This window comes from Streptomyces sp. NPDC088261 (assembly GCF_044740805.1).
In the GTDB taxonomy this organism is placed as follows: domain Bacteria; phylum Actinomycetota; class Actinomycetes; order Streptomycetales; family Streptomycetaceae; genus Streptomyces.
On the sequence record NZ_JBIURL010000001.1, the window covers coordinates 22,305 to 40,796 of the forward strand.

Sequence of the window (18,492 nt, forward strand, 5' to 3'; positions counted from 1 at the left end):
CTCGCGCCGGTGCTGCTCGCGCCGGTTCCGCTCGCGCTGGTGGTCACTGATGGCTCCTTCGACGGTCCGTGGGAGAGGGAGAGGAGGGGAGAGGGGGCGCGGGAGGTGGAGGGGGCGCGGCGGGGATCCCGGCGCCGGGGGCGCCGGTCCAGTCCAGGAGGGCGCTGCCCCAGGTGAGGCCCGCCCCGAAGACGGTGATCAGGACCCGGCCGCCGTCCGGTACGAGCCCGCGCGCGGCGGCGGTCGCCAGGGCGTACGGGGCGGAGGCGGCGCCGATGTTGCCCACCTGGTCCCCGACGATGACCAGGCGCCCGGGCGGGATGCCCATCTCGGCGCCGAGCCGTTGCAGCAGCACGGGATTGGGCTGGTGGACGACGAACGTGTCGATGTCGTCCAGGACGAGGTCGTTGCGCTTGAGCGTGTCCTCGACCAGGCGCGGGAAGACGTCCACGATGAAGTCGCGGACGGCCCGGCCGTCCATGTGGATGAAGTGGGCGCCGCTGTCGAGCGTCGCGGCGGTGGCCGGCCTGCGGCTGCCGCCGGCGGGGATGAGGACGTGGTGGGCGCCGCGTCCGTCGGAGCCGAGGCGGAACTCCCGGAAGCCGCGGCCCTGTTCGACCGGTCCCAGGATGGCCGCGGCGGCGCCGTCGGCGAAGAGGACCGCCGTACCCCGGTCGGTGAGATCGAGGAACTTGGAGTACGTCTCGACGCCGACGACCGCCGCGTACCGCGCCCGGGGGTCGCCGCGCAGCCAGTCGTGGGCGACCTTGGCGGCGAACAGCCAGCCGGAGCAGGCGGCGCTGACGTCGAGGGCGACCGCGTGACGGGCGCCGGTGAGGGCCTGGACCCGGCAGGCCGTGGAGGGGCCCAGCTCGTCGGGGGTGGAGGTGGCGGAGACGAGGAGGCCGATCTCGTCGGTCCCGATGCCGGCCGCGTCGGCGGCGGCGCGCACGGCGGCCGCCGCGAGGTCGGAGGCCGCCTCGTCGGGGGCGGCGACGTGGCGGGTGCGGACGCCGGTGCGCTCGGCGATCCACCGCGGGGTGACCCCGGCGGACCGGGCCACCTCCTCGTTGTCGCGCTGCCGGGCGGGGAGGTGGGCGCCCATGCCGAGGACGCCGATGGAGGGATCCGTACGCGCGCTCATGTGGCCCCGCCCGGTCGGGTGTTGGTGTGGTGGCTCGGATGCGGACCGATCCCGTACGGGTCGGTCCCATACATGCCGGTTCCGTACGAGCCGGTCCCGTACGGGTCTCCCCCGCACGGGACCGACCCGCTCGCCCCCGCGTCCAGCGCCTCGACGAGTGCCGCCGCGTACTCGTCGGCGGCCAGCGGCGCGGGGGCGAGTCCCTCGGGCAGGGCCAGGCCCCGCTCCAACAGCGGGAGGTACGGGGTGAGTTCGTCGCACCGGTCGTCCATGAGCGCGGGCAGCGCGGCGACGGCCGGGCCGTCCAGGACCCCCGTGGACTGGAGGACGCCGGACAGGCGGTGCGCCTGGAGCAGTCCGTACAGCGCGGCCAGCGGCGGCAGCGCCTGCTTCACCCCGGGCTCCTCGGCGCCGTTCACGGCGGCGGTCAGGTTCTCGGCCGCGAGCCGGTGCGCGTACACCTCGCCCAGCTGTTGTGCCTGCCAGAGCAGGGGGTTCCACAACTCCAGCCCTTCCAGGCCCTGTTCGGTACGGGCCCGCAGCGCGCCGCGCAGGTCGGCGGTGAGCCGGCGTTGCAGGGCGCGGGTGACGGCGGGCCACCACGCGGGGCCGGCCGGGGAGAGGGCGTGGTGCGGAGTGCCGGGCTCGGGCTCGGGCGGTACGTCGTCGGTGGCGAGGGCGCGGCCGGTGTCGAGCGTGATCAGCGTGCTGTCGCCGCCCGCGCTGTCGAAGGCGTGGGCGAAGCCCTGCCAGGACTGGAGCCGGTTGACGTCCAGGAACCCGGCGAGTCCGCTGCGGTGCTGGCAGGAGGCGGCGAGCCGGGCGGTCTCCCGTACGGTGAACGCCTTGTACGCGGCCAGCGGCCGGTCGACGGCCGACCAGGGCGCGAAGGTCATCTTCGCGCCGGCGCGCACCTGGCCGGGGACCGCCCCCGTCGCCCGGCCGGGGGCCGCTCCTGTCCCCCGGCCCGGGACCGCCCCCGTCCCCTCGGGAGGCCGGTGGGCCGCGCTCCACGTGTCGCGGGCCGTGCCCGCCGTACAGCTCAACGCGAAGGCCTCCGCCACGGCACCGAGCACGGCGTGCTGCTGGGTGCGGTACGTGAGCACCGGCGCGCCGGGCGCGAGCCTGCCGTGGGAGCGCCGGTGGGCGGAGTGGCGCAGGGTCGTCACGGCGGCGCCGCGCGCCATCGCCGCCATCGCGGTCGGCAGGGTCGCCCAGAGCGCCTGCCCGACGGACAGGGTCCGCCGGAGCCGGGCGTCGGGGGTGCCGAGCGGGTCGTGCGGGACGCCGTCCGCGTCGAGATCGGCGCTGTCCCGCAGCCAGTTGTCGTACGGGACCCTGACCTGGTCGAAGCGGACCACGGCGTACGCGAGGGGCAGCGCGTGCGCGGAGAGCGGGTCCGAGATGTGGACGCCGGGCACGGTCACGCCGTCGTCGTCGCTCAGCTCGACGGCGAACGAGAACACCCCCGCCTCCCGCCCCCCGGAGAGGACCCGCGCGCAGACGACGGCCGTCTGCGGGAGGCCGAGCACGGCGACGGCGGAGAACTTCGCGGCGCGGGCGTCGGGGGTGTGCAGGACGAACTCCCGGCGCTCGGGGTCGAAGGTCGCGGTGGTGCGGATCGCGAGGTGGCTGCTGGCGTCGCCGATCTCGGTGACCATGAACACGCCCCGGGCGCGCGCCCCTTCGAGCCGCGCCAGGGCGGGGGCGGGCCGGTCGCCGCCGGAGAGCGTGAGGACGGAACCGGCGCACAGGATGTAGTGCGAGAGCACCGCCATGTAGAGGCTGGGGTCGGCGGCGGCCACACAGGCGCTGACCTCGGCCAGCAACTCGGTGTCGGAGAAGACCTCCTGGACGCCGGGCAGGGACTCGGCGAGGCGGCGCAGCCGCAGGTGGACGGCGTGTTCGTCGGGGAGTCCGGCCTCGGCGGGGAGCGGGGCGGGCCCGCCGGCGAGCGCGGCCACGATCCGCTCGCGCACGTCGGGCGGGCAGGAGGTGCCGGTGATCCGGGCGAGTTCGGCGAGCGCCGCTTCGGAGACGGTGAAGGGGGCGGCACCGGCCTCGGTGCCGGGGGCGGTTGCCGAGGTGGGCGCGGTGACGGGCGGGTTCATCCGACGGCTCCGGGGTGGGGTACGGGTACGGGGTGCGGCGACCAGTCGAAGCCGGGGTCGGCCAGGGGCGCGCGGGCCAGGGCGCCGGGCACGATGTGCCGGGCGTTGCGGGTCAGCGCGCCGCCCGTTCCCGCCTCCAGCAGCAGGGCGGGGCCGGGGGCCGCGCGGCGCAGGGTCTCGGGCAGCCGGGCGGGGCGGGTCAGGCAGTGCGCCAGCGCGGCCGGGAGGTCGGTGCCGGGGCCGTGGACGCCCTGGGCGACGGCCGAGTGGACGGGCAGCAGGGGCGGCCGGGCGGGCAGGGTCGCGACGAAGGCGGCGAAGGCGGTCGCCGTCCGGCTGAGCGACGGGTGGTGGGAGAGGAACGGCAGGCGCAGCCGGGTGGCCGGGAGCCCGCGCTCGTGGGCGAGTTTCTCCACGCGTGCGAGGGCGGGCAGCGGGCCGGCGAGCACGGTCTCGTGGGAGTCGTTGACACAGGCCACGACCACCCGTTCCGAGGAGGGTCCGAGGGCGACACCGGCCGTCCGCACGAGGGCGTGGGCGGATTCCTCGCCCGCGCCGAGCAGCGTCAGTCCTCCGGGGCAGTCGTGCAGCAACTGCCCCAGCCGCAGGGCGATGTGGGCGCCGTCGCGCACGGTGTAGCAGCCGGCGGCGACCAGGGCGGGGATCTCGCCGAAGCTGACGGCCAGCAGCCGTTCGGGGACCCGGCCGGCCGCGCACAGCGCCCGGTGCACGGACAGCGAGGCCCCGTACAGCGCCAACTGGGCGGTCCCCGGCGGCCCTTCGGCCAGGTCGCGTCCGCCGGGCGGGTCGTCGGAGACCAGGCGCGGGCCCAGCGGGGCGAGTCCGTGCTCGACGGCGACCCGGTCGACCTCCTCGAACACCCCGGCGACCGCGTCGCGCAGGGGCGGATGGGCCCGGAGTCCTTTCACCAGAGGGGTGAGAGCGAAATCGCCCTGGCCGGGAAAGAGATGCAGAGTGGCACGCGGAACAGTGCCGGAAGATGAGGCGGGCATTGCCCAGGGCCTCCTGTCGGAAGGAAAGCGAAACATGCGTTCGGCGCCCCCGGTGAACGGGCGGGCCGATCGGCGATCTTCCTCCAGAGTGAAGTACGTGCCCTGCCCCCAAGAATTTTCCGGGGGCCTGACCTGTTAAATGTTCGCCGCTGTCAAAGGAGTGCGGGAACGGGTCGCTCCTCTGGCGTCCCACCCATGATCGGCCGGTGATACGACAGTGATCCGCCAGTGATCCACAGTCGATTCAAGAGGCGCGTGGGACAGATCAGCACTCGGTCCCCTCGCAGACCACAGGGGTCAGGAGAAGCGAATCGGACACCGGAGTGCGGCTGTCCGAAAACCCGGTTGTGGATATCGGACACCGGGCTGTTCCCTGTCGAACGTGTCAAATGTGAGGGCTGCGGAGGACATCGAGGCGCACGCACCCGGCACATTCCCCAATACGGCCGCCGTTCGCATCGGTTACAGGCCGGTAAATTCATATCGTGGTCACGTGCGCGTTTCCTTGAGTGTCGAAGAGTGTCGAAAAGCGCCCGAAGGATGAGTCCGAAAGGTTTCCCATGACGTCACGGCGTCCGCCGAACGGATTGTTCAGGGATCTCCTGGCCGAAACAGGCTGGACCGGTGAGGAATTGGCGCGTGCCGTCAATCGCCTCGGTGCCGAGTCCGGCCTGACCCTCCGCTACCAGCGGGCGTCGGTCTCCCAGTGGGCGGCCGGGGTCCGCCCCAGACCTCCGGCCCCCGAACTGCTCGCGGAGGCGTTCTCCCGCCGGCTCGGCCGGCGGATCACGGTGGCCGACGTGCTGCCGGAAGCGACCGCGCCCGGAGCGGATCCGGTGGCCACGGAGACCGGAGCACCGGTCGAACAACCGACCCCCGCACGGCAGTTGGTGGATCTGGGCCGTCGGGTCGCCCAGCGCGACCGGGCGGCGGCGGCGCTGGTGTACGAACACGATCCGCGCCCCTCCCCCGACACCTGGCACCCGGCCGCGCCGCCCGCGCTCCACACCGCGCACCCCTCGCCCCAAGCCACCCAGCAGGCCGCCCCGCAGCGCCTGACTCCCGCCGCCACCGCCGCTGTCGCCGCCATGATCGACGTCTTCTCGACGGCCGACCGTACGCACGGCGGAGGCTTCGGCAGGGCCGCGCTGGCCGCGTATCTGAGCCAGAGTGTGGCGCCCCTGCTCCGCGCCCCCGGCCCCTCCCCGCTGCGGCGCCAACTCCTGCGCTCCGGAGCCACGTTGAGCTATCTGTGTGCCTTCATGCACTTCGACGACGAACTGCACGGACCGGCCCAGCGCTACTACCGCACCAGCCTGGAGCTGGCCGAGGCGGCCGGTGATCCCACGGCCCAGGCCCTCGCCCTGCGCGCGCTGAGCGTCCAGGCCCACACCCTCAAACACCACCGGCGCGCCCTGGACCTGGCCGAGGAGGCGCATCGCCGGGTGACGGCCCGTACCCCCGCACAGGTCCGCGCGGGCATACTCGGGCAGCTGGCCGTGGCCGAGGCCGCGACCGGCCGGGGACCCGCCTCGACCCGCCGACTGGACGAAGCGGCAAGGGAGTTGGAGAACGCCGACCGGAACGACCCGGCCGTCGGCGCCTATCACAGCGCGTCCCTCGCCCATCAGCACGCGACGGTCGCCGCCCACCTCGGCGACGGGGCCCGGGCCGTCTCCGCCCTCCAGGCCTCCCTCGACCGCCGCCCCGACACCGAACCGCGCTCGCGGGTCATCACCTGCGCCGCCCTGGCCGAACTGCACTTCGCCCGCGGCCATCTGGAGGCCGCCTGCGCGACCTGGCACAGCTTCCTCGACGGATATCCGGCGGTGTCCTCCGCCCGCGCCGACACGGCGCTCACCACGATGAGGTCGCTGACCCGGGTGCACCGCCGCCAGCCCACCGCCCAGGCCCTCATCCAGCGGGCGGCATCACTGCAACGACGTTGACGACGTTAAAAGCCTCACCGCAACGCCGCCGAGCGCCCGCCCTGCTGGGGCAGGTGCCCGGACCCCCGGCCCACGACCCGGCGGTGGGCCTCCTGGCGCACCACGCTGTACGGCCCCAGACCCGACAGCGCCTCGGTGACCTCGGCCAGCAGACCAGCGGGCGCCTCAGGACCGGCGACCACCCCGACGGTGGCGCGACCCGCGAGCCACGCGCGCCGGATGTCCCGTACGTCCGCGACAGGGCGGACGGCGGCCGGCCCCGGCAGACCCGCCAGGAGGACCGGGTCAGGACGGTCGAGCAGCAGGACCACGTCACTCGCCGCCGACAGGGCCCGCAAGGTGTCCCTGCGGTCGGCGGACCGGTAGCACCACTGGTCCGGATGCTGCCCGCGCAGCCGGGGAAAGGTTTCGCGCAGCGCCGTGACAGCCGGCACGACGTCGTCGACCGGGGTGCAGGGCCGTACCACGAAGGACACGCGCTCCGGGTCGGCGACCGCCCGCAGCCGGGCCAGCTGGCGCTCCACCTCGCGGGTGCTGTCGAACGCGACGAGCCGCCCAGAGCCGTCACGCGCACGCCCGGGGCCGACCAGGTCCGCCTCCCCCGGCCAGTCCGCCTCCCCCCACCCGTCCGCCTCCCCCGACCCGATCCGGACCACCGTGTCGCCCCGCCGCAGGAATTCCGCCACCGTCTCCCGGGTCCGCACCACCACCGCGCAGGACACCGCCTCCCCCGTACCGGAAGCAGCGGCCTCCGTACCGGAAGAAGCGGCCTCCCTACCGGTACAGGTGGCCGCCGTCTCGGCGATCAGCAGCCGGCGCGTACGGAAGAGCGCCGCCCACTCCCGTACGGACCGCTCGGCGGCGCCGAGGACGTCCGCGCCCAGGTCCGCCGGACCAGCCACGGCCACCCCGGCCACCGTCCCGTCGACGTCCACGTACGTAGCGGTGTACGCCACCGCGCGATCAGCCCCCGGACGCCCGGCCCCCAGCCTCAGCGGCGCCGGACACACGGAGTGCCCGAGCCGCCCCAGGTCCGCCGCCACGAGCGGCGCGGCCGGACACCGCACCGGCCCCCGCTCCGGGTGCACGGCGGAGGTGGCCACCGTCAGACGGCCCGGGCGGACGGCCTCCGCGGCCCACCGCTCGTACAACAGCGTCCTGTTCACCCTCACGACCCTCCGGCCCGGAACGGGCCGCTCGTCCTTGCTCTCCCGCCCGGATTTGCTCCGGCTTTCACCTGAATTTTCCCCGGACCGGCCACCCGAGGGCGGCATTTCGGAGCTCATCCGGCAGAAGTCACCGGATCGGGGCGGGAGACCGTGCCGGACGGATTGTCAGTGGTGCCCTATACGGTGAGCGTCATGGCAACCGCCCGTACGAAATCCGCCAAGGACAGGCCGTCCTACCGCTGTACCGAGTGCGGCTGGACGACCGTCAAATGGCTCGGACGCTGCCCCGAATGCCAGGCGTGGGGGACGGTCGAGGAGTACGGGGCGCCGGCGGTACGGACCACCGCGGCCGGCCGCGTGTCGACCGCCGCGCTCCCCATCGGCCAGGTCGACGGGCGTACGGCCACGGCGCGCTCGACCGGGGTGGACGAGTTCGACCGGGTCCTCGGCGGCGGGCTCGTGCCCGGGGCCGTCGTGCTGATCGCGGGCGAGCCCGGCGTCGGCAAGTCGACGCTCCTGCTGGACGTGGCGGCCAAGGCGGCCAGCGCCGAGCACCGCACGCTCTATGTGACGGGCGAGGAGTCCGCGAGCCAGGTGCGGCTGCGCGCGGACCGCATCAAGGCCATCGACGACCACCTCTACCTCGCCGCCGAGACGGACCTCTCCGCCGTCCTCGGCCATCTCGACGCGGTCAAGCCCTCCCTGCTGATCGTGGACTCCGTCCAGACCGTGGCGTCTCCGGAGATCGACGGGGCGCCGGGCGGGATGGCGCAGGTCCGCGAGGTGGCGGGCGCGCTCATCCGCGCGTCCAAGGAGCGCGGCATGGCCACGATGCTGGTGGGCCACGTCACCAAGGACGGCGCGATCGCCGGGCCCCGGCTGCTGGAACACCTCGTGGACGTGGTGCTGTCCTTCGAGGGCGACCGGCACGCCAGGCTGCGGCTCGTGCGCGGGGTCAAGAACCGCTACGGCACGACCGACGAGGTCGGCTGCTTCGAGCTGCACGACGAAGGGATCACCGGCCTCGCCGACCCGTCGGGGCTCTTCCTGACCCGCCGGGCCGAGGCCGTCCCCGGCACGTGCCTGACGGTCACCCTCGAAGGCCGCCGCCCGCTGGTCGCCGAGGTGCAGGCCCTGACCGTCGACTCGCAGATCCCGTCCCCCCGGCGCACCACGTCGGGTCTGGAGACGTCCCGGGTGTCGATGATGCTGGCCGTGCTGGAGCAGCGCGGCCGGATCACCGCCCTCGGCAAGCGGGACATCTACTGCGCCACGGTCGGCGGCGTGAAGCTCACGGAGCCCGCCGCGGACCTGGCGATCGCCCTCGCCCTGGCCTCCGCCGCCAGCGACACCCCCCTGCCGAAGAACCTGGTCGCGATCGGCGAGGTGGGCCTCGCGGGCGAGGTCAGACGGGTCACCGGAGTGCAGCGCCGGCTGGCCGAGGCGTACCGTCTGGGCTTCACCGAAGCCCTCGTGCCGAGCGACCCCGGACGGATTCCCGCCGGTATGAAGGTCACGGAAGTGGCCGACATGGGGGATGCTCTGAGGGTGCTGCCGCGCCGAGGTCGTGCGGACGCCCCACGGGACAACAACGCTCGCCGGTAGACTTTGCCCTGGTCTCGCCCATCCGTACGAGCCGGAGGAGTGCAGTGGCAGCCAACGACCGGGCATCAGCACCCGGAAAGTCCGGCGCGGGCTCCGGCAACGAGGCGCTCATGCGCGCCTCCCTGAGCGCCGTCGCGCCCGGGATGCCGCTGCGTGACGGCCTGGAGCGGATCCTGCGCGGCAACACCGGCGGTCTGATCGTCCTCGGCATGGACAAGACCGTCGAGTCGATGTGCACGGGCGGTTTCGTGCTGGACGTGGAGTTCACCGCGACCCGGCTGCGCGAGCTGTGCAAGCTCGACGGCGCGCTCATCCTCGACAAGGACATCACCAAGATCCTGCGGGCCGGCGTGCAGCTGGTCCCGGAGTCCTCCATCCCCACCGAGGAGACCGGCACCCGGCACAGGACCGCCGACCGCGTCTCGAAGCAGTGCGGGTTCCCGGTGGTCTCGGTGTCGCAGTCGATGCGGCTGATCGCGCTGTACGTGGACGGGGAGCGCCGGGTCCTGGAGGAGTCGGCGGCGATCCTGTCGCGGGCGAACCAGGCACTGGCGACCCTGGAGCGCTACAAGCTCCGCCTGGACGAGGTGGCGGGCACGCTCTCCGCGCTGGAGATCGAGGACCTGGTCACGGTCCGGGACGTGACGGCGGTCGCGCAGCGCCTGGAGATGGTCCGGAGGATCGCCACGGAGATCGCGGAGTACGTGGTCGAGCTGGGCACCGACGGCCGCCTTCTCTCGCTCCAGCTGGACGAGTTGATCGCGGGCGTCGAGCCGGAGCGTGAGCTGGTGGTACGGGACTACGTACCGGAGCCGACGGCGAAGCGGTCCCGTACGGTGGACGAGGCGCTCGCCGAGCTGGGCTCGCCCAGCCACGCCGAGCTGCTGGAACTGGCCGTGGTGGCGCGGGCGTTGGGGTACAGCGGTTCGCCCGAGACGCTGGACTCGGCGGTCTCGCCGCGGGGTTACCGGCTGCTGGCGAAGGTGCCGAGGCTGCCGGGCACGATCATCGAGCGGCTCGTGGAGCACTTCGGCGGTCTCCAGAAGCTGCTCGCGGCGAGCGTGGACGACCTCCAGACGGTGGACGGCGTCGGCGAGGCGCGTGCGCGCAGCGTCCGCGAGGGCCTGTCACGGCTGGCGGAGTCTTCGATCCTGGAGCGGTACGTGTGAGGCTTTCCCTCGATTCCCGGGCAGCGGCCGAATCCAGCCCGTCCGGCGTTTGAGGACACCCCGGCCGAAGGCCGGGCCGCACACCCGACACCGCACCGCCCCCGGGTCAGTCCTTCTCCAGCCGGATGGACTTCTGCCCCTGCTGCACCGACGCGCCCGTCGTCGTGATCTCCACCAGATACGTCCCCGGAGCCACCGCGCCGGCAGGCGCCTTCGCGCACTTCGGGGCGCTCTTCTTCCGGTCCCATTCCACGGTCCGGGTGATCGTCGCGCCCGCCGGGATCTCGAACAGCGCCCGGCCCGTCTTCGGGCAGTCCTTGGAGGACCAGAGCTGCTCGTCCTCGGCGTCGGTGACGGTCAGCACCACGGCCTTCGGCCCGAAGTCCGCCTTGCAGGTGGTGGGGGACGTGTTGGTGGCGATGAGCCGGAACGCGGGCTTCTCGCCGGGCTCGTACGCGTTCTTGCTGACGTCGAGGCGCAGGATCAGCGAGCCCCGGACGCAGTTGGGGAGGGTGGAGCCGGCCGGCACCTGCCGCCCCGAGTTGACGCCCCCGGCGCCTCCGGCACTCCCGCCGCCCCCGGTGCCGCCCGTGCCCGCCGTGGCCGTACCGCCGCCGCCCGTACCGCCGTTCGCGGCACCGCCCGTACCACCGGAACCGGCACCGCCGGAACCCGCGCCGCCCGTACCGGCGCCACCCGCACCGGCACCGCCCGCGCCACCAGCACCCGCGGTGTCGCCGTTCTTGCCGCCGTCCCCCGCGCCGGCGTCCGTACCGCCGTCGCCGCCGCTCCCGCCGGTGCCGCCCGACTCGTCGCGCCCGCCCGGCTGTTCGCTGATGGCGGGCCCGGATCCCGAGGGTCCCGGGGTGATGGACGTGGCGGGGTTGGCTCCGTCCGACCGGTCGTCGTTCTTCTTGCCGCCGTCCCCACCGGAGGTGACGATCCACACGACCAGCAACGCGAGCAGCGCGATCAGCGTCGCCGCTACTGCCCTCCGTCGCCAGTAGATGGGAGAGGGGAGCGGCCCGACCGGATTACGCAAAGATCCCACGTCGCAAACTGTACGAGAGATCTCCGCCAACTCCCGCCCCCATGCCGTCCGTCTTCGCAAGTTTTACGGATCATCAGCCTGCGAGCGTCCTGACGGAGGCCGGTCAGGTGCCGAAGCCACCCCGCCGCACGTCGAAGGCACCCCGCCGCACACGCGTCCGATGCGCCGTCCGCGCGTCGGAACATGCCAGGATCGGAGATGCCATGACTGCTACCTCTCCGACTCCCGAGACCTCCGCGACGCCGCCGGCCCCGGCCCCGGTGTCCGCCACCGCCCTCCACGCCCCTGTCATCGCGTGGTTCGACACCCACGCTCGCGATCTGCCCTGGCGCCGCCCGGAAGCGGGGGCCTGGGGGGTGATGGTCAGCGAGTTCATGCTCCAGCAGACCCCGGTGAGCCGGGTGCTCCCGGTCTACGAGGCGTGGCTCGCGCGCTGGCCGCGCCCCGCCGACCTGGCGAAGGAGCCGCCCGGCGAGGCGGTCCGGGCGTGGGGGCGGCTCGGCTACCCCCGCCGCGCGCTGCGCCTGCACGGGGCCGCGCAGGCGATAACAGAGCGGTACGGCGGGGATGTGCCCAGCGAGCACGCCCAGTTGATCTCGCTGCCCGGGATCGGCGAGTACACGGCGGCGGCCGTCGCGTCGTTCGCGTACGGACAGCGCCACGCCGTTCTCGACACGAACGTGCGCCGGGTCTTCGCGCGGGCGGTCACCGGCGTGCAGTTCCCGCCGAACGCGACCACCGCCGCCGAGCGCAAGCTGGCCCGCTCCCTGCTGCCCCCGGACGAGCCGACCGCCGCCCGGTGGGCCGCCGCGTCCATGGAGCTGGGCGCGCTGGTGTGCACGGCGAAGGGCGAGGAGTGCGTACGGTGCCCGATCGCGGACCGGTGCGCGTGGCGGCTGGCGGGCAAGCCGGCGCACGACGGGCCCGCCCGGCGCGGGCAGACGTACGCGGGCACGGACCGCCAGGTGCGCGGCAAGCTGCTGGCCGTCCTGCGCGAGGCGCTCACGCCCGTACCGCAGGAGGTGCTGGACGCGGTGTGGGAGGAGCCGGTGCAGCGGGCGCGGGCGCTGGACGGGCTGGTGGCGGACGGCCTGGTGGAGCCGATGGAGAACGGGGTGTACCGCCTGCCCCTGAGCTGACGCCCGGGCGGTCCGCGGAGTGCGGAACTCCACGGACCGTCTCGCCTTCCGTTACACAACCGATGGACAGCCGTGCGTTTGCCGACGGCTGCCCCGCACAGCCCCGTGACAACCGCTCCGTAATTTCGGTGGCGCAAGGAAGTACGCGGGAACGGTCACGGGGTCGGAGGCGGTTGGCATGGCGCAGGGCGAAGTGCTGGGAGAGGTGCTCGGGTTCGAGGAGTACGTACGGACCCGGCAGGAGGCCCTGCTGCGCAGCGCCCGCCGGCTCGTGCCCGACCCGGTGGACGCCCAGGACCTGCTCCAGACCGCCCTGGCCCGTACGTACGGCCGCTGGGACGGCATCGCCGACAAGTCCCTCGCCGACGCCTACCTGCGCCGCGTCATGATCAACACCCGTACGGAGTGGTGGCGCGCGCGCCGCCTCGAAGAGGTCCCCACCGAGGAGCTGCCCGACGCGAGCGTCGAGGACGGCACCGAGCAGCGCGCCGACCGGGCCCTGCTGATGGACATCCTCTCCGTCCTGGCTCCGAAGCAGCGCAGTGTGGTGGTGCTGCGACACTGGGAGCAGATGAGTACGGAAGAGACGGCCGCGGCGCTGGGAATGTCGGCCGGTACGGTCAAGAGCACGCTCCACCGGGCGCTGGCCCGGCTCCGCGAGGAGCTGGAGAGCCGGTCCGCCGCCGAGGCGGAAGCGCGTGTGCTGGAACGGGCGGAGCACGGCGGCGGCCTCATCGGCCGCCAGGATCGGGGGCGGGAGCGGTGCGTGGCCTGAGGGGCCCGGTCCGGCCGGCGACGGCGGGACGACGCGCGGCGCGTACGGGGGCCATGGCTGGTGCGGCCGCGCTGTGCCTGCTGGCCGCCGGGTGTTCGACCGGCGGTACGGGTACGAGGGACGAGGGCGCGGCCGTCACCGCGCCCGTGGAGCGGGGGGTTCCCACGCCGGGGGCGTCCGCGGTCCCGCCGGTGAAGACGGTGGACGCGGCCTCGCTGCTGCGCGACGACCCCAGGGTCAGCAGGCGGATCAAGGCCGACCTCAAACCGTGCTCCGAGGGCGCCTACCCGGTGGACACCTCGTACGGAAATCTGACCGGCGGGCCCGTCCCCGACGTGGTCGTGAACGTGATGACCTGCGGGGACGCGGTGGGCATCGGCACGTACGTGTACCGCGAGAAGGACGAGACGTACGAGAACGTCTTCGCCGTCGAGGAACCGGCCGTCTATGCCACCATCGACCGGGGGGAGCTGGTCCTCACCCAGCAGGTGTACGCGAAGGGTGATCCGGTCGCGTATCCCTCCGGGGAGGACGTGGTCACGTACAGCTGGAGCGACACCAAGTTCACCGAGCGCTACCGCGTGCGCAACAACTACAGCAGCGCGGTCGGCGACGGGGCGGTGGAGGCGCCGGACGTGGTGGACCCGACGGTGCCGCGTCAGAACTGACCCCTCCGTCCCTCACCGACCGAGAGCAGAGAGAGCCGCCCGATGGCAGAGACCCATGTGCTGTTCGTCGAGGACGACGACGTCATCCGCGAAGCCACGCAGCTCGCGCTGGAGCGGGACGGCTTCGTGGTGACCGCGATGCCCGACGGGCTCGCCGGTCTTGAGGCGTTCCGCGCCGACCGCCCCGACATCGCGCTGCTCGACGTGATGGTCCCGGGCCTGGACGGCGTCAGCCTGTGCCGCCGTATCCGCGACGAGTCGACCGTGCCCGTGATCATGCTGTCGGCGCGCGCCGACGCGATCGACGTGGTGCTGGGCCTGGAGGCCGGCGCGGACGACTACGTCACCAAGCCGTTCGACGGGGCGGTGCTGGTGGCGCGGATCAGGGCCGTACTGCGCCGCTTCGGGCACGCGGGCCGGGCGGCCGGGGCCCCGGCGGGGCGGGAGGGGCCGGACGAGCGGGGGGTGCTGACCTTCGGCGAGCTGGAGATCGACACGGAGGGCATGGAGGTACGCAGGGGCGGGGTGCCGGTCGCGCTGACGCCGACGGAGATGCGGCTGCTGCTGGAGTTCTCGACGGCGCCGGGCACGGTCCTGTCCCGCGACCGGCTGCTGGAGCGGGTCTGGGACTACGGCTGGGGCGGGGACACCCGGGTGGTGGACGTGCACGTCCAGCGGCTGCGTACCAAGATCGGGCAGGACCGGATCGACACGGTTCGCGGCTTCGGCTACAAGCTCAAGGCGTGACGCATGAGGCTCCGCCCATGAGGCGCCTGGCGCTGCGGACCGGGGTCCGCTGGAAGATCAGCATCGCGATCGCGGCGGTCGGCGCGCTGGTCGCGGTGGCGCTGAGCCTGGTGGTGCACAACGCGGCCCAGGTCTCGATGCTCGACAACGCGCGCGAGGTGCAGCTGGAGCGGCTGCTGTTCGCGCAGCGGATGTACGACACGACCAAGGAGCCCAAGTTCGGCACGAAGGTCAACGACCCGGCGCTGCCGCACGATCTGCGGGAGAAGATGGCGCAGGGGCGGCGGGCGACGTACGTGCAGGACGTCAGCGAGGGGGTGCCGGACGTCTGGGCGGCCGTCCCGCTGGGGAACGGCACGGTGCTCTCCCTGCACAACAAGTTCGCCGACCGCAGTACGACGATCATGAAGGACCTGGACCGGGCGCTGATCATCGGCTCGGTGTCGGTGGTCTTCGGCGGCTGCGCGCTGGGGGTGCTGATCGGCGGCCAGCTGTCCCGCAGGCTGCGCAGGGCGGCCGCCGCGGCGGGCCGGGTCGCGCAGGGCAACACGGAGGTACGGGTCGGGGAGGCGGTCGGCGGGGTCGTACGCGACGAGACCGACGAACTGGCGCGCGCGGTGGACGCGCTGACCGACGCGCTGAACGAACGGATCGAGGCGGAGCGCCGGGTGACGGCGGACATCGCCCACGAACTGCGCACCCCGGTGACGGGCCTGCTGACGGCGGCGGAACTGCTGCCGCCAGGCCGCCCGACGGAGCTGGTGAGAGACAGGGCCCAGGCGCTGCGCACCCTGGTGGAGGACGTCCTGGAGGTGGCGAGGCTCGACAGCGCCTCGGAGCGGGCGGAACTCCAGGAGATCGAGCTGGGCGAGTTCGTGAAACGGCGGGTCACCGCCCTGGACCGGACGATCACCGTGCACGTGACGAACGACTCCTGGGTGAACACCGATCCCCGCCGCCTGGAACGCATCCTGGGCAATCTGCTGGCCAACGCGGCGAAGCACGGCGGGACGCCGGTGGAGGTGACGGTCGAGGGCCGGGTGGTACGGGTACGGGACCACGGCCCCGGCTTCCCCGACGCGCTCCTGCGCGAGGGCCCGAGCCGCTTCCGCACGGGCGCGACCGACCGCGCGGGCCACGGCCACGGCCTGGGCCTGACCATCGCGGCGGGCCAGGCCCGCGTCCTGGGCGCCCGCCTGACCTTCCGCAACGCGTCCCAGGACCCCACCCCCACCCCGGAAACACCCCCCGGAGCGATAGCGGTCCTCTGGCTCCCCGAACACGCCCCCACCACCACAGGCAGCTTCCCGATCCTCCACCTCCCGGACCCGAGGTGACGCGGCGGACGCCGCGTCGGGCCTTGCCTTGTACAAGCCTCCGTCACAACCTGGGCAGCGGCAGGTCCGGCATCCGCGGATGCCGGAGGCACTGGCCGTCCTCGTCGGCGCGCAACGTAAACGTCTCCGGTTCCGGTCGTCCGGCCGCGTCGTAAGCGTCCAGGACGTGCTCGACACGCTCCCACAAGCGCACCCGTCCACCCTCACGCACCTGCCAAACTCCTTCGTGAGGCGTCAAAGTGGCCGCTGAGCCCGTGACAACGTCAGCCAGGTGCACCACTCCGCCGACGGTGGTCATCTGCGCGTCCGGCACCGCGCACTGGGCGAGGAATCGCAGGCGAAATGCCTCCTCGGTGGCTTCGGTGATCCGCTCGGGGCCGTGCCGAGCCACTCGAAATTCGTCCGGTAGGCCAGCAGCCCAATGTGCGGGGTTGCCGAATGCGGGCGCCGTGTGGGTACGCGCGGACATGAACGAAACAGTGCCACTCAACAACCGACCCTCGGCGATACCGTCGCCAGCAGTGGTCAGCAGGACACGGGCGTACCCGTGGAGCCAGCCCGAGAGGGTGACCAGGATCTTCCCACCCTCGCGCGCTTGGGCCAGCAGTGCGCGTGGCACCGCCCGAAAGGAGCAGGCAGCCACGATCCGGTCGAAGTGGGCTTCGGGCCAGTACCCGTACAGACCGTCCGCCACCGCCAGCGTCGGTGTGTAGCCGCATTCGTGCAGCGCGCCAGCCGCCGTCTCCAGCCGACGGCCGTCCACCTCGACCGACGTGACGCGGCCCGAACCCAGACGCTCGCAAGCGAGCGCTGTCGAATAGCCGGTTCCTGTGCCGATCTCCAATACGGTATGACCCTCTTGAAGGTCGGCGTCCGACCACATCCGCAGCACAAGCGAGGGCAGTGTGGAGGACGAGGTCGGAGCCCCACCGTGCCTCGTCGCTGGTTGTCTCCAGTCGGGTTCATCGCTGTCGAACTGTGTGATGAGCGTGCTGTCGGAGTACGCGGCGGCCAACCACCGGTCGTAGTCGAGCCCGGCCGTGACCGGCTCCCACACTGTCAGGCCCTGGCCATCAGGTTCGTCAGTAGGCAGGTAGAAGCCGGGCACGAACCGATGCCTGGGCACCTCTGCCACAGCCTGTTTCCACGCCGGATCAGTGAGGACGCCGTCCTTGGCGAGCGCCCTTGTCATGGCCTCGCGCAGTCGCGCGGAGTCGGTCTCAAGATCGGCGGGCATCATCGCACCGCCTCCTTCCCGCTCAGGATGTCGGCGAACGCCTCGGTGATGGCCCGGGCGTCCGGGAGCCAGCCCCACTGCCCGTTCGGATTGCACTCGATCGCAGTCCAGTGTTCCGGGACATCTCCTGCGCCGGTCAGCGCGAAATCGAAGCAGCCGAAGACCAGGCCGAAGGAGTCAAGGTAGCCGTACAGGGCCTCCTTGACGGGGGGAGGGACGGCGATAGGGGCATGGATGAGCTCGTCCCAGTTCCCGCGGCGCCAGTCCAGCGCCCCGTCCGGGGCAGCTACCTGCTGGGCAAAGACACGACGCCCCACCACGGTGACCCTGACGTCGCCGGTCTTTGCGATCTCGGCCTGGAACAAGTGCGCGGTCACCGTGATCGAGTCATCAAAGGTGTCAGGATCGACGCGCTGGGCCCAAATCGCGCCGGAGTGGCCGTTCTCGTCCCGGGGTAGGCCGCGGAACGTCTTGTAGATCACACGGCTGTGTTCTGCGGCGAACTCGCGGGCCACCTCGGCGTCATTGGTGACCAGAGTCGGCGGGATCGTCAGCCCGAGCTGGGTGAAGCGTTGCAGTTGAGCCGGCTTGAAATCGGCCCGGGTGACCGCAGCCGGGTGGTTGACGTACGTCGCGGCGTACAGATGGCTGATGACGCCGCCGAGTCCGTGCCGGGCCTCGGCGGCGGCGAAGTCTCGCTGCTGCGGCGGGAGATGCGCGTACCGGGCGGCGTAGGAGGTGGGGCGGCGGTAGTAGACCGCGCCCACCTCCGCCAATTCCACCTCTCTGCTGGTCGAACGCAGCCGCCCTGTCCACACAGGGCTGTCGGGCCGGATACGGAACCCGAAGGTCAGGTCGGATCCGATGTCGGCGGGGTCGACGCGTGCGACAGGCACCTCGCGCTCGTTCAGCGCGGCAATGACCATGTCCGCTGTGAAGTCTTCCAGCGCGGTGACGACCAGGACGGTGGAGGGCATTGATCAGTCCGACGCGTAGTCGGTGGTGTTGTCGTCCTGGGTCTGCGACTGCGGATCCTGCCCGTCACCACCTCCGGACATGGACGCGGTGCCAGTCGTCTTTGACGTGCCGTGCTTGCCCATCTCCACCACCTGGCCGGCGCTGTCGGTGTAGCGGGCGACCTGGGTGACCGGGTCAAGCGCCACCGTCTGATACAACGGTGGGCCGGCCGGGAGCCGACCGGTGACTAATCCCATCGCCCATGGAGCTTTGGGTCCTGTCGTCGTCATGGGTTGTCCTTTCTTCGTCGCCGAGCAGTCAGCCATGCGGCTGCCGTGGGTACAGAATCGATGTCGGTCAGGTGATCTGACCAGTACCGTGGAGGTCGCGAACCGTGGCGAAATTGCCACGCATGGTAATC

At 72.7% G+C, this 18,492-nt stretch carries 16 protein-coding genes; 8 read left to right on the forward strand and 8 right to left on the reverse strand.

Going from position 1 to position 18,492, the window contains the following annotated elements:
* Positions 1 to 43 precede the first annotated feature (43 nt).
* The 3 genes from ACIODU_RS00105 to ACIODU_RS00115 are packed head-to-tail and all read right to left on the reverse strand — an operon-like array spanning position 44 to position 4,184.
* Positions 44 to 1,144, reverse strand: coding sequence for a 3-oxoacyl-ACP synthase III family protein (locus tag ACIODU_RS00105; protein ID WP_401762089.1), 1,101 nt, complete (start codon positions 1,142 to 1,144; stop codon positions 44 to 46).
* Positions 1,141 to 3,255 carry an acyl-CoA dehydrogenase gene (locus ACIODU_RS00110; protein ID WP_401762091.1) on the reverse strand — a complete coding sequence of 705 codons (2,115 nt, stop codon included), beginning with the start codon at positions 3,253 to 3,255 and terminating at the stop codon, positions 1,141 to 1,143. Before ACIODU_RS00110 ends, ACIODU_RS00105 begins: the two co-directional genes overlap by 4 nt.
* On the reverse strand, positions 3,252 to 4,184 hold the full coding sequence (locus ACIODU_RS00115) for an acyltransferase domain-containing protein (RefSeq protein ID WP_401762093.1): 933 nt from the start codon (positions 4,182 to 4,184) through the stop codon (positions 3,252 to 3,254). The genes ACIODU_RS00110 and ACIODU_RS00115 overlap by 4 nt, the downstream gene beginning before the upstream one ends.
* Before the next feature lie 644 nt (positions 4,185 to 4,828).
* On the opposite strand from ACIODU_RS00115, the gene ACIODU_RS00120 reads away from it, so the two are divergent.
* Complete coding sequence (locus ACIODU_RS00120; RefSeq protein WP_401762095.1) at positions 4,829 to 6,217, forward strand: hypothetical protein; 1,389 nt, start codon at positions 4,829 to 4,831, stop codon at positions 6,215 to 6,217.
* Between the two features lie 14 nt (positions 6,218 to 6,231).
* On the opposite strand, the gene ACIODU_RS00125 is transcribed toward ACIODU_RS00120, so the two are convergent.
* A complete protein-coding gene (locus ACIODU_RS00125; RefSeq protein ID WP_401762098.1) occupies positions 6,232 to 7,383 on the reverse strand; it encodes a hypothetical protein in 1,152 nt (383 codons plus the stop codon).
* A gap of 195 nt (positions 7,384 to 7,578) precedes the next feature.
* Here ACIODU_RS00125 and radA point away from each other — a divergent pair, with 195 nt between their 5' ends.
* Together radA and disA are read left to right on the forward strand one after the other, a co-directional pair.
* Entirely contained in the window at positions 7,579 to 8,991 is a 1,413-nt protein-coding gene (gene radA, locus ACIODU_RS00130; RefSeq protein ID WP_401762100.1) for a DNA repair protein RadA, read from the forward strand.
* 44 nt (positions 8,992 to 9,035) lie between these two features.
* On the forward strand, positions 9,036 to 10,160 hold the full coding sequence (gene disA, locus ACIODU_RS00135; protein WP_161307535.1) for a DNA integrity scanning diadenylate cyclase DisA: 1,125 nt from the start codon (positions 9,036 to 9,038) through the stop codon (positions 10,158 to 10,160).
* Positions 10,161 to 10,266: 106 nt separating this feature from the next.
* On the opposite strand, the gene ACIODU_RS00140 is transcribed toward disA, so the two are convergent.
* Positions 10,267 to 11,211 carry a hypothetical protein gene (locus ACIODU_RS00140; protein WP_401762103.1) on the reverse strand — a complete coding sequence of 315 codons (945 nt, stop codon included), beginning with the start codon at positions 11,209 to 11,211 and terminating at the stop codon, positions 10,267 to 10,269.
* A gap of 203 nt (positions 11,212 to 11,414) precedes the next feature.
* Here ACIODU_RS00140 and ACIODU_RS00145 point away from each other — a divergent pair, with 203 nt between their 5' ends.
* The 5 genes from ACIODU_RS00145 to cseC all read left to right on the forward strand — a co-directional run bounded on the left by ACIODU_RS00145 (position 11,415) and on the right by cseC (position 15,877).
* On the forward strand, positions 11,415 to 12,350 hold the full coding sequence (locus tag ACIODU_RS00145; protein ID WP_401762106.1) for an A/G-specific adenine glycosylase: 936 nt from the start codon (positions 11,415 to 11,417) through the stop codon (positions 12,348 to 12,350).
* A gap of 178 nt (positions 12,351 to 12,528) precedes the next feature.
* Positions 12,529 to 13,125 (forward strand): SigE family RNA polymerase sigma factor, encoded by a 597-nt coding sequence (locus ACIODU_RS00150; protein ID WP_356420463.1) that lies wholly within the window; start codon positions 12,529 to 12,531, stop codon positions 13,123 to 13,125.
* A gap of 53 nt (positions 13,126 to 13,178) precedes the next feature.
* Positions 13,179 to 13,793, forward strand: coding sequence for a hypothetical protein (locus ACIODU_RS00155; protein WP_401762109.1), 615 nt, complete (start codon positions 13,179 to 13,181; stop codon positions 13,791 to 13,793).
* A 42-nt stretch (positions 13,794 to 13,835) separates the two neighbouring features.
* On the forward strand, positions 13,836 to 14,540 hold the full coding sequence (cseB, locus tag ACIODU_RS00160) for a two-component system response regulator CseB (protein ID WP_401762112.1): 705 nt from the start codon (positions 13,836 to 13,838) through the stop codon (positions 14,538 to 14,540).
* Positions 14,541 to 14,557: 17 nt separating this feature from the next.
* The gene (cseC, locus tag ACIODU_RS00165; RefSeq protein ID WP_401762114.1) at positions 14,558 to 15,877 is read left to right on the forward strand and encodes a two-component system sensor histidine kinase CseC; all 1,320 of its coding nucleotides are present in this window, start codon (positions 14,558 to 14,560) and stop codon (positions 15,875 to 15,877) included.
* A gap of 43 nt (positions 15,878 to 15,920) precedes the next feature.
* On the opposite strand, the gene tgmC is transcribed toward cseC, so the two are convergent.
* From tgmC to ACIODU_RS00180, 3 genes are read right to left on the reverse strand one after another with little or no spacing between them, the layout of a single operon-like run.
* Entirely contained in the window at positions 15,921 to 17,117 is a 1,197-nt protein-coding gene (gene tgmC, locus ACIODU_RS00170) for an ATP-grasp peptide maturase system methyltransferase (protein WP_401762116.1), read from the reverse strand.
* The gene (gene tgmB / locus ACIODU_RS00175) at positions 17,114 to 18,091 is read right to left on the reverse strand and encodes an ATP-grasp ribosomal peptide maturase (RefSeq protein WP_401762118.1); all 978 of its coding nucleotides are present in this window, start codon (positions 18,089 to 18,091) and stop codon (positions 17,114 to 17,116) included. Before tgmB ends, tgmC begins: the two co-directional genes overlap by 4 nt.
* Before the next feature lie 3 nt (positions 18,092 to 18,094).
* Positions 18,095 to 18,328 carry a putative ATP-grasp-modified RiPP gene (locus tag ACIODU_RS00180; RefSeq protein WP_401763468.1) on the reverse strand — a complete coding sequence of 78 codons (234 nt, stop codon included), beginning with the start codon at positions 18,326 to 18,328 and terminating at the stop codon, positions 18,095 to 18,097.
* Between the last annotated feature and the right edge of the window lie 164 nt (positions 18,329 to 18,492).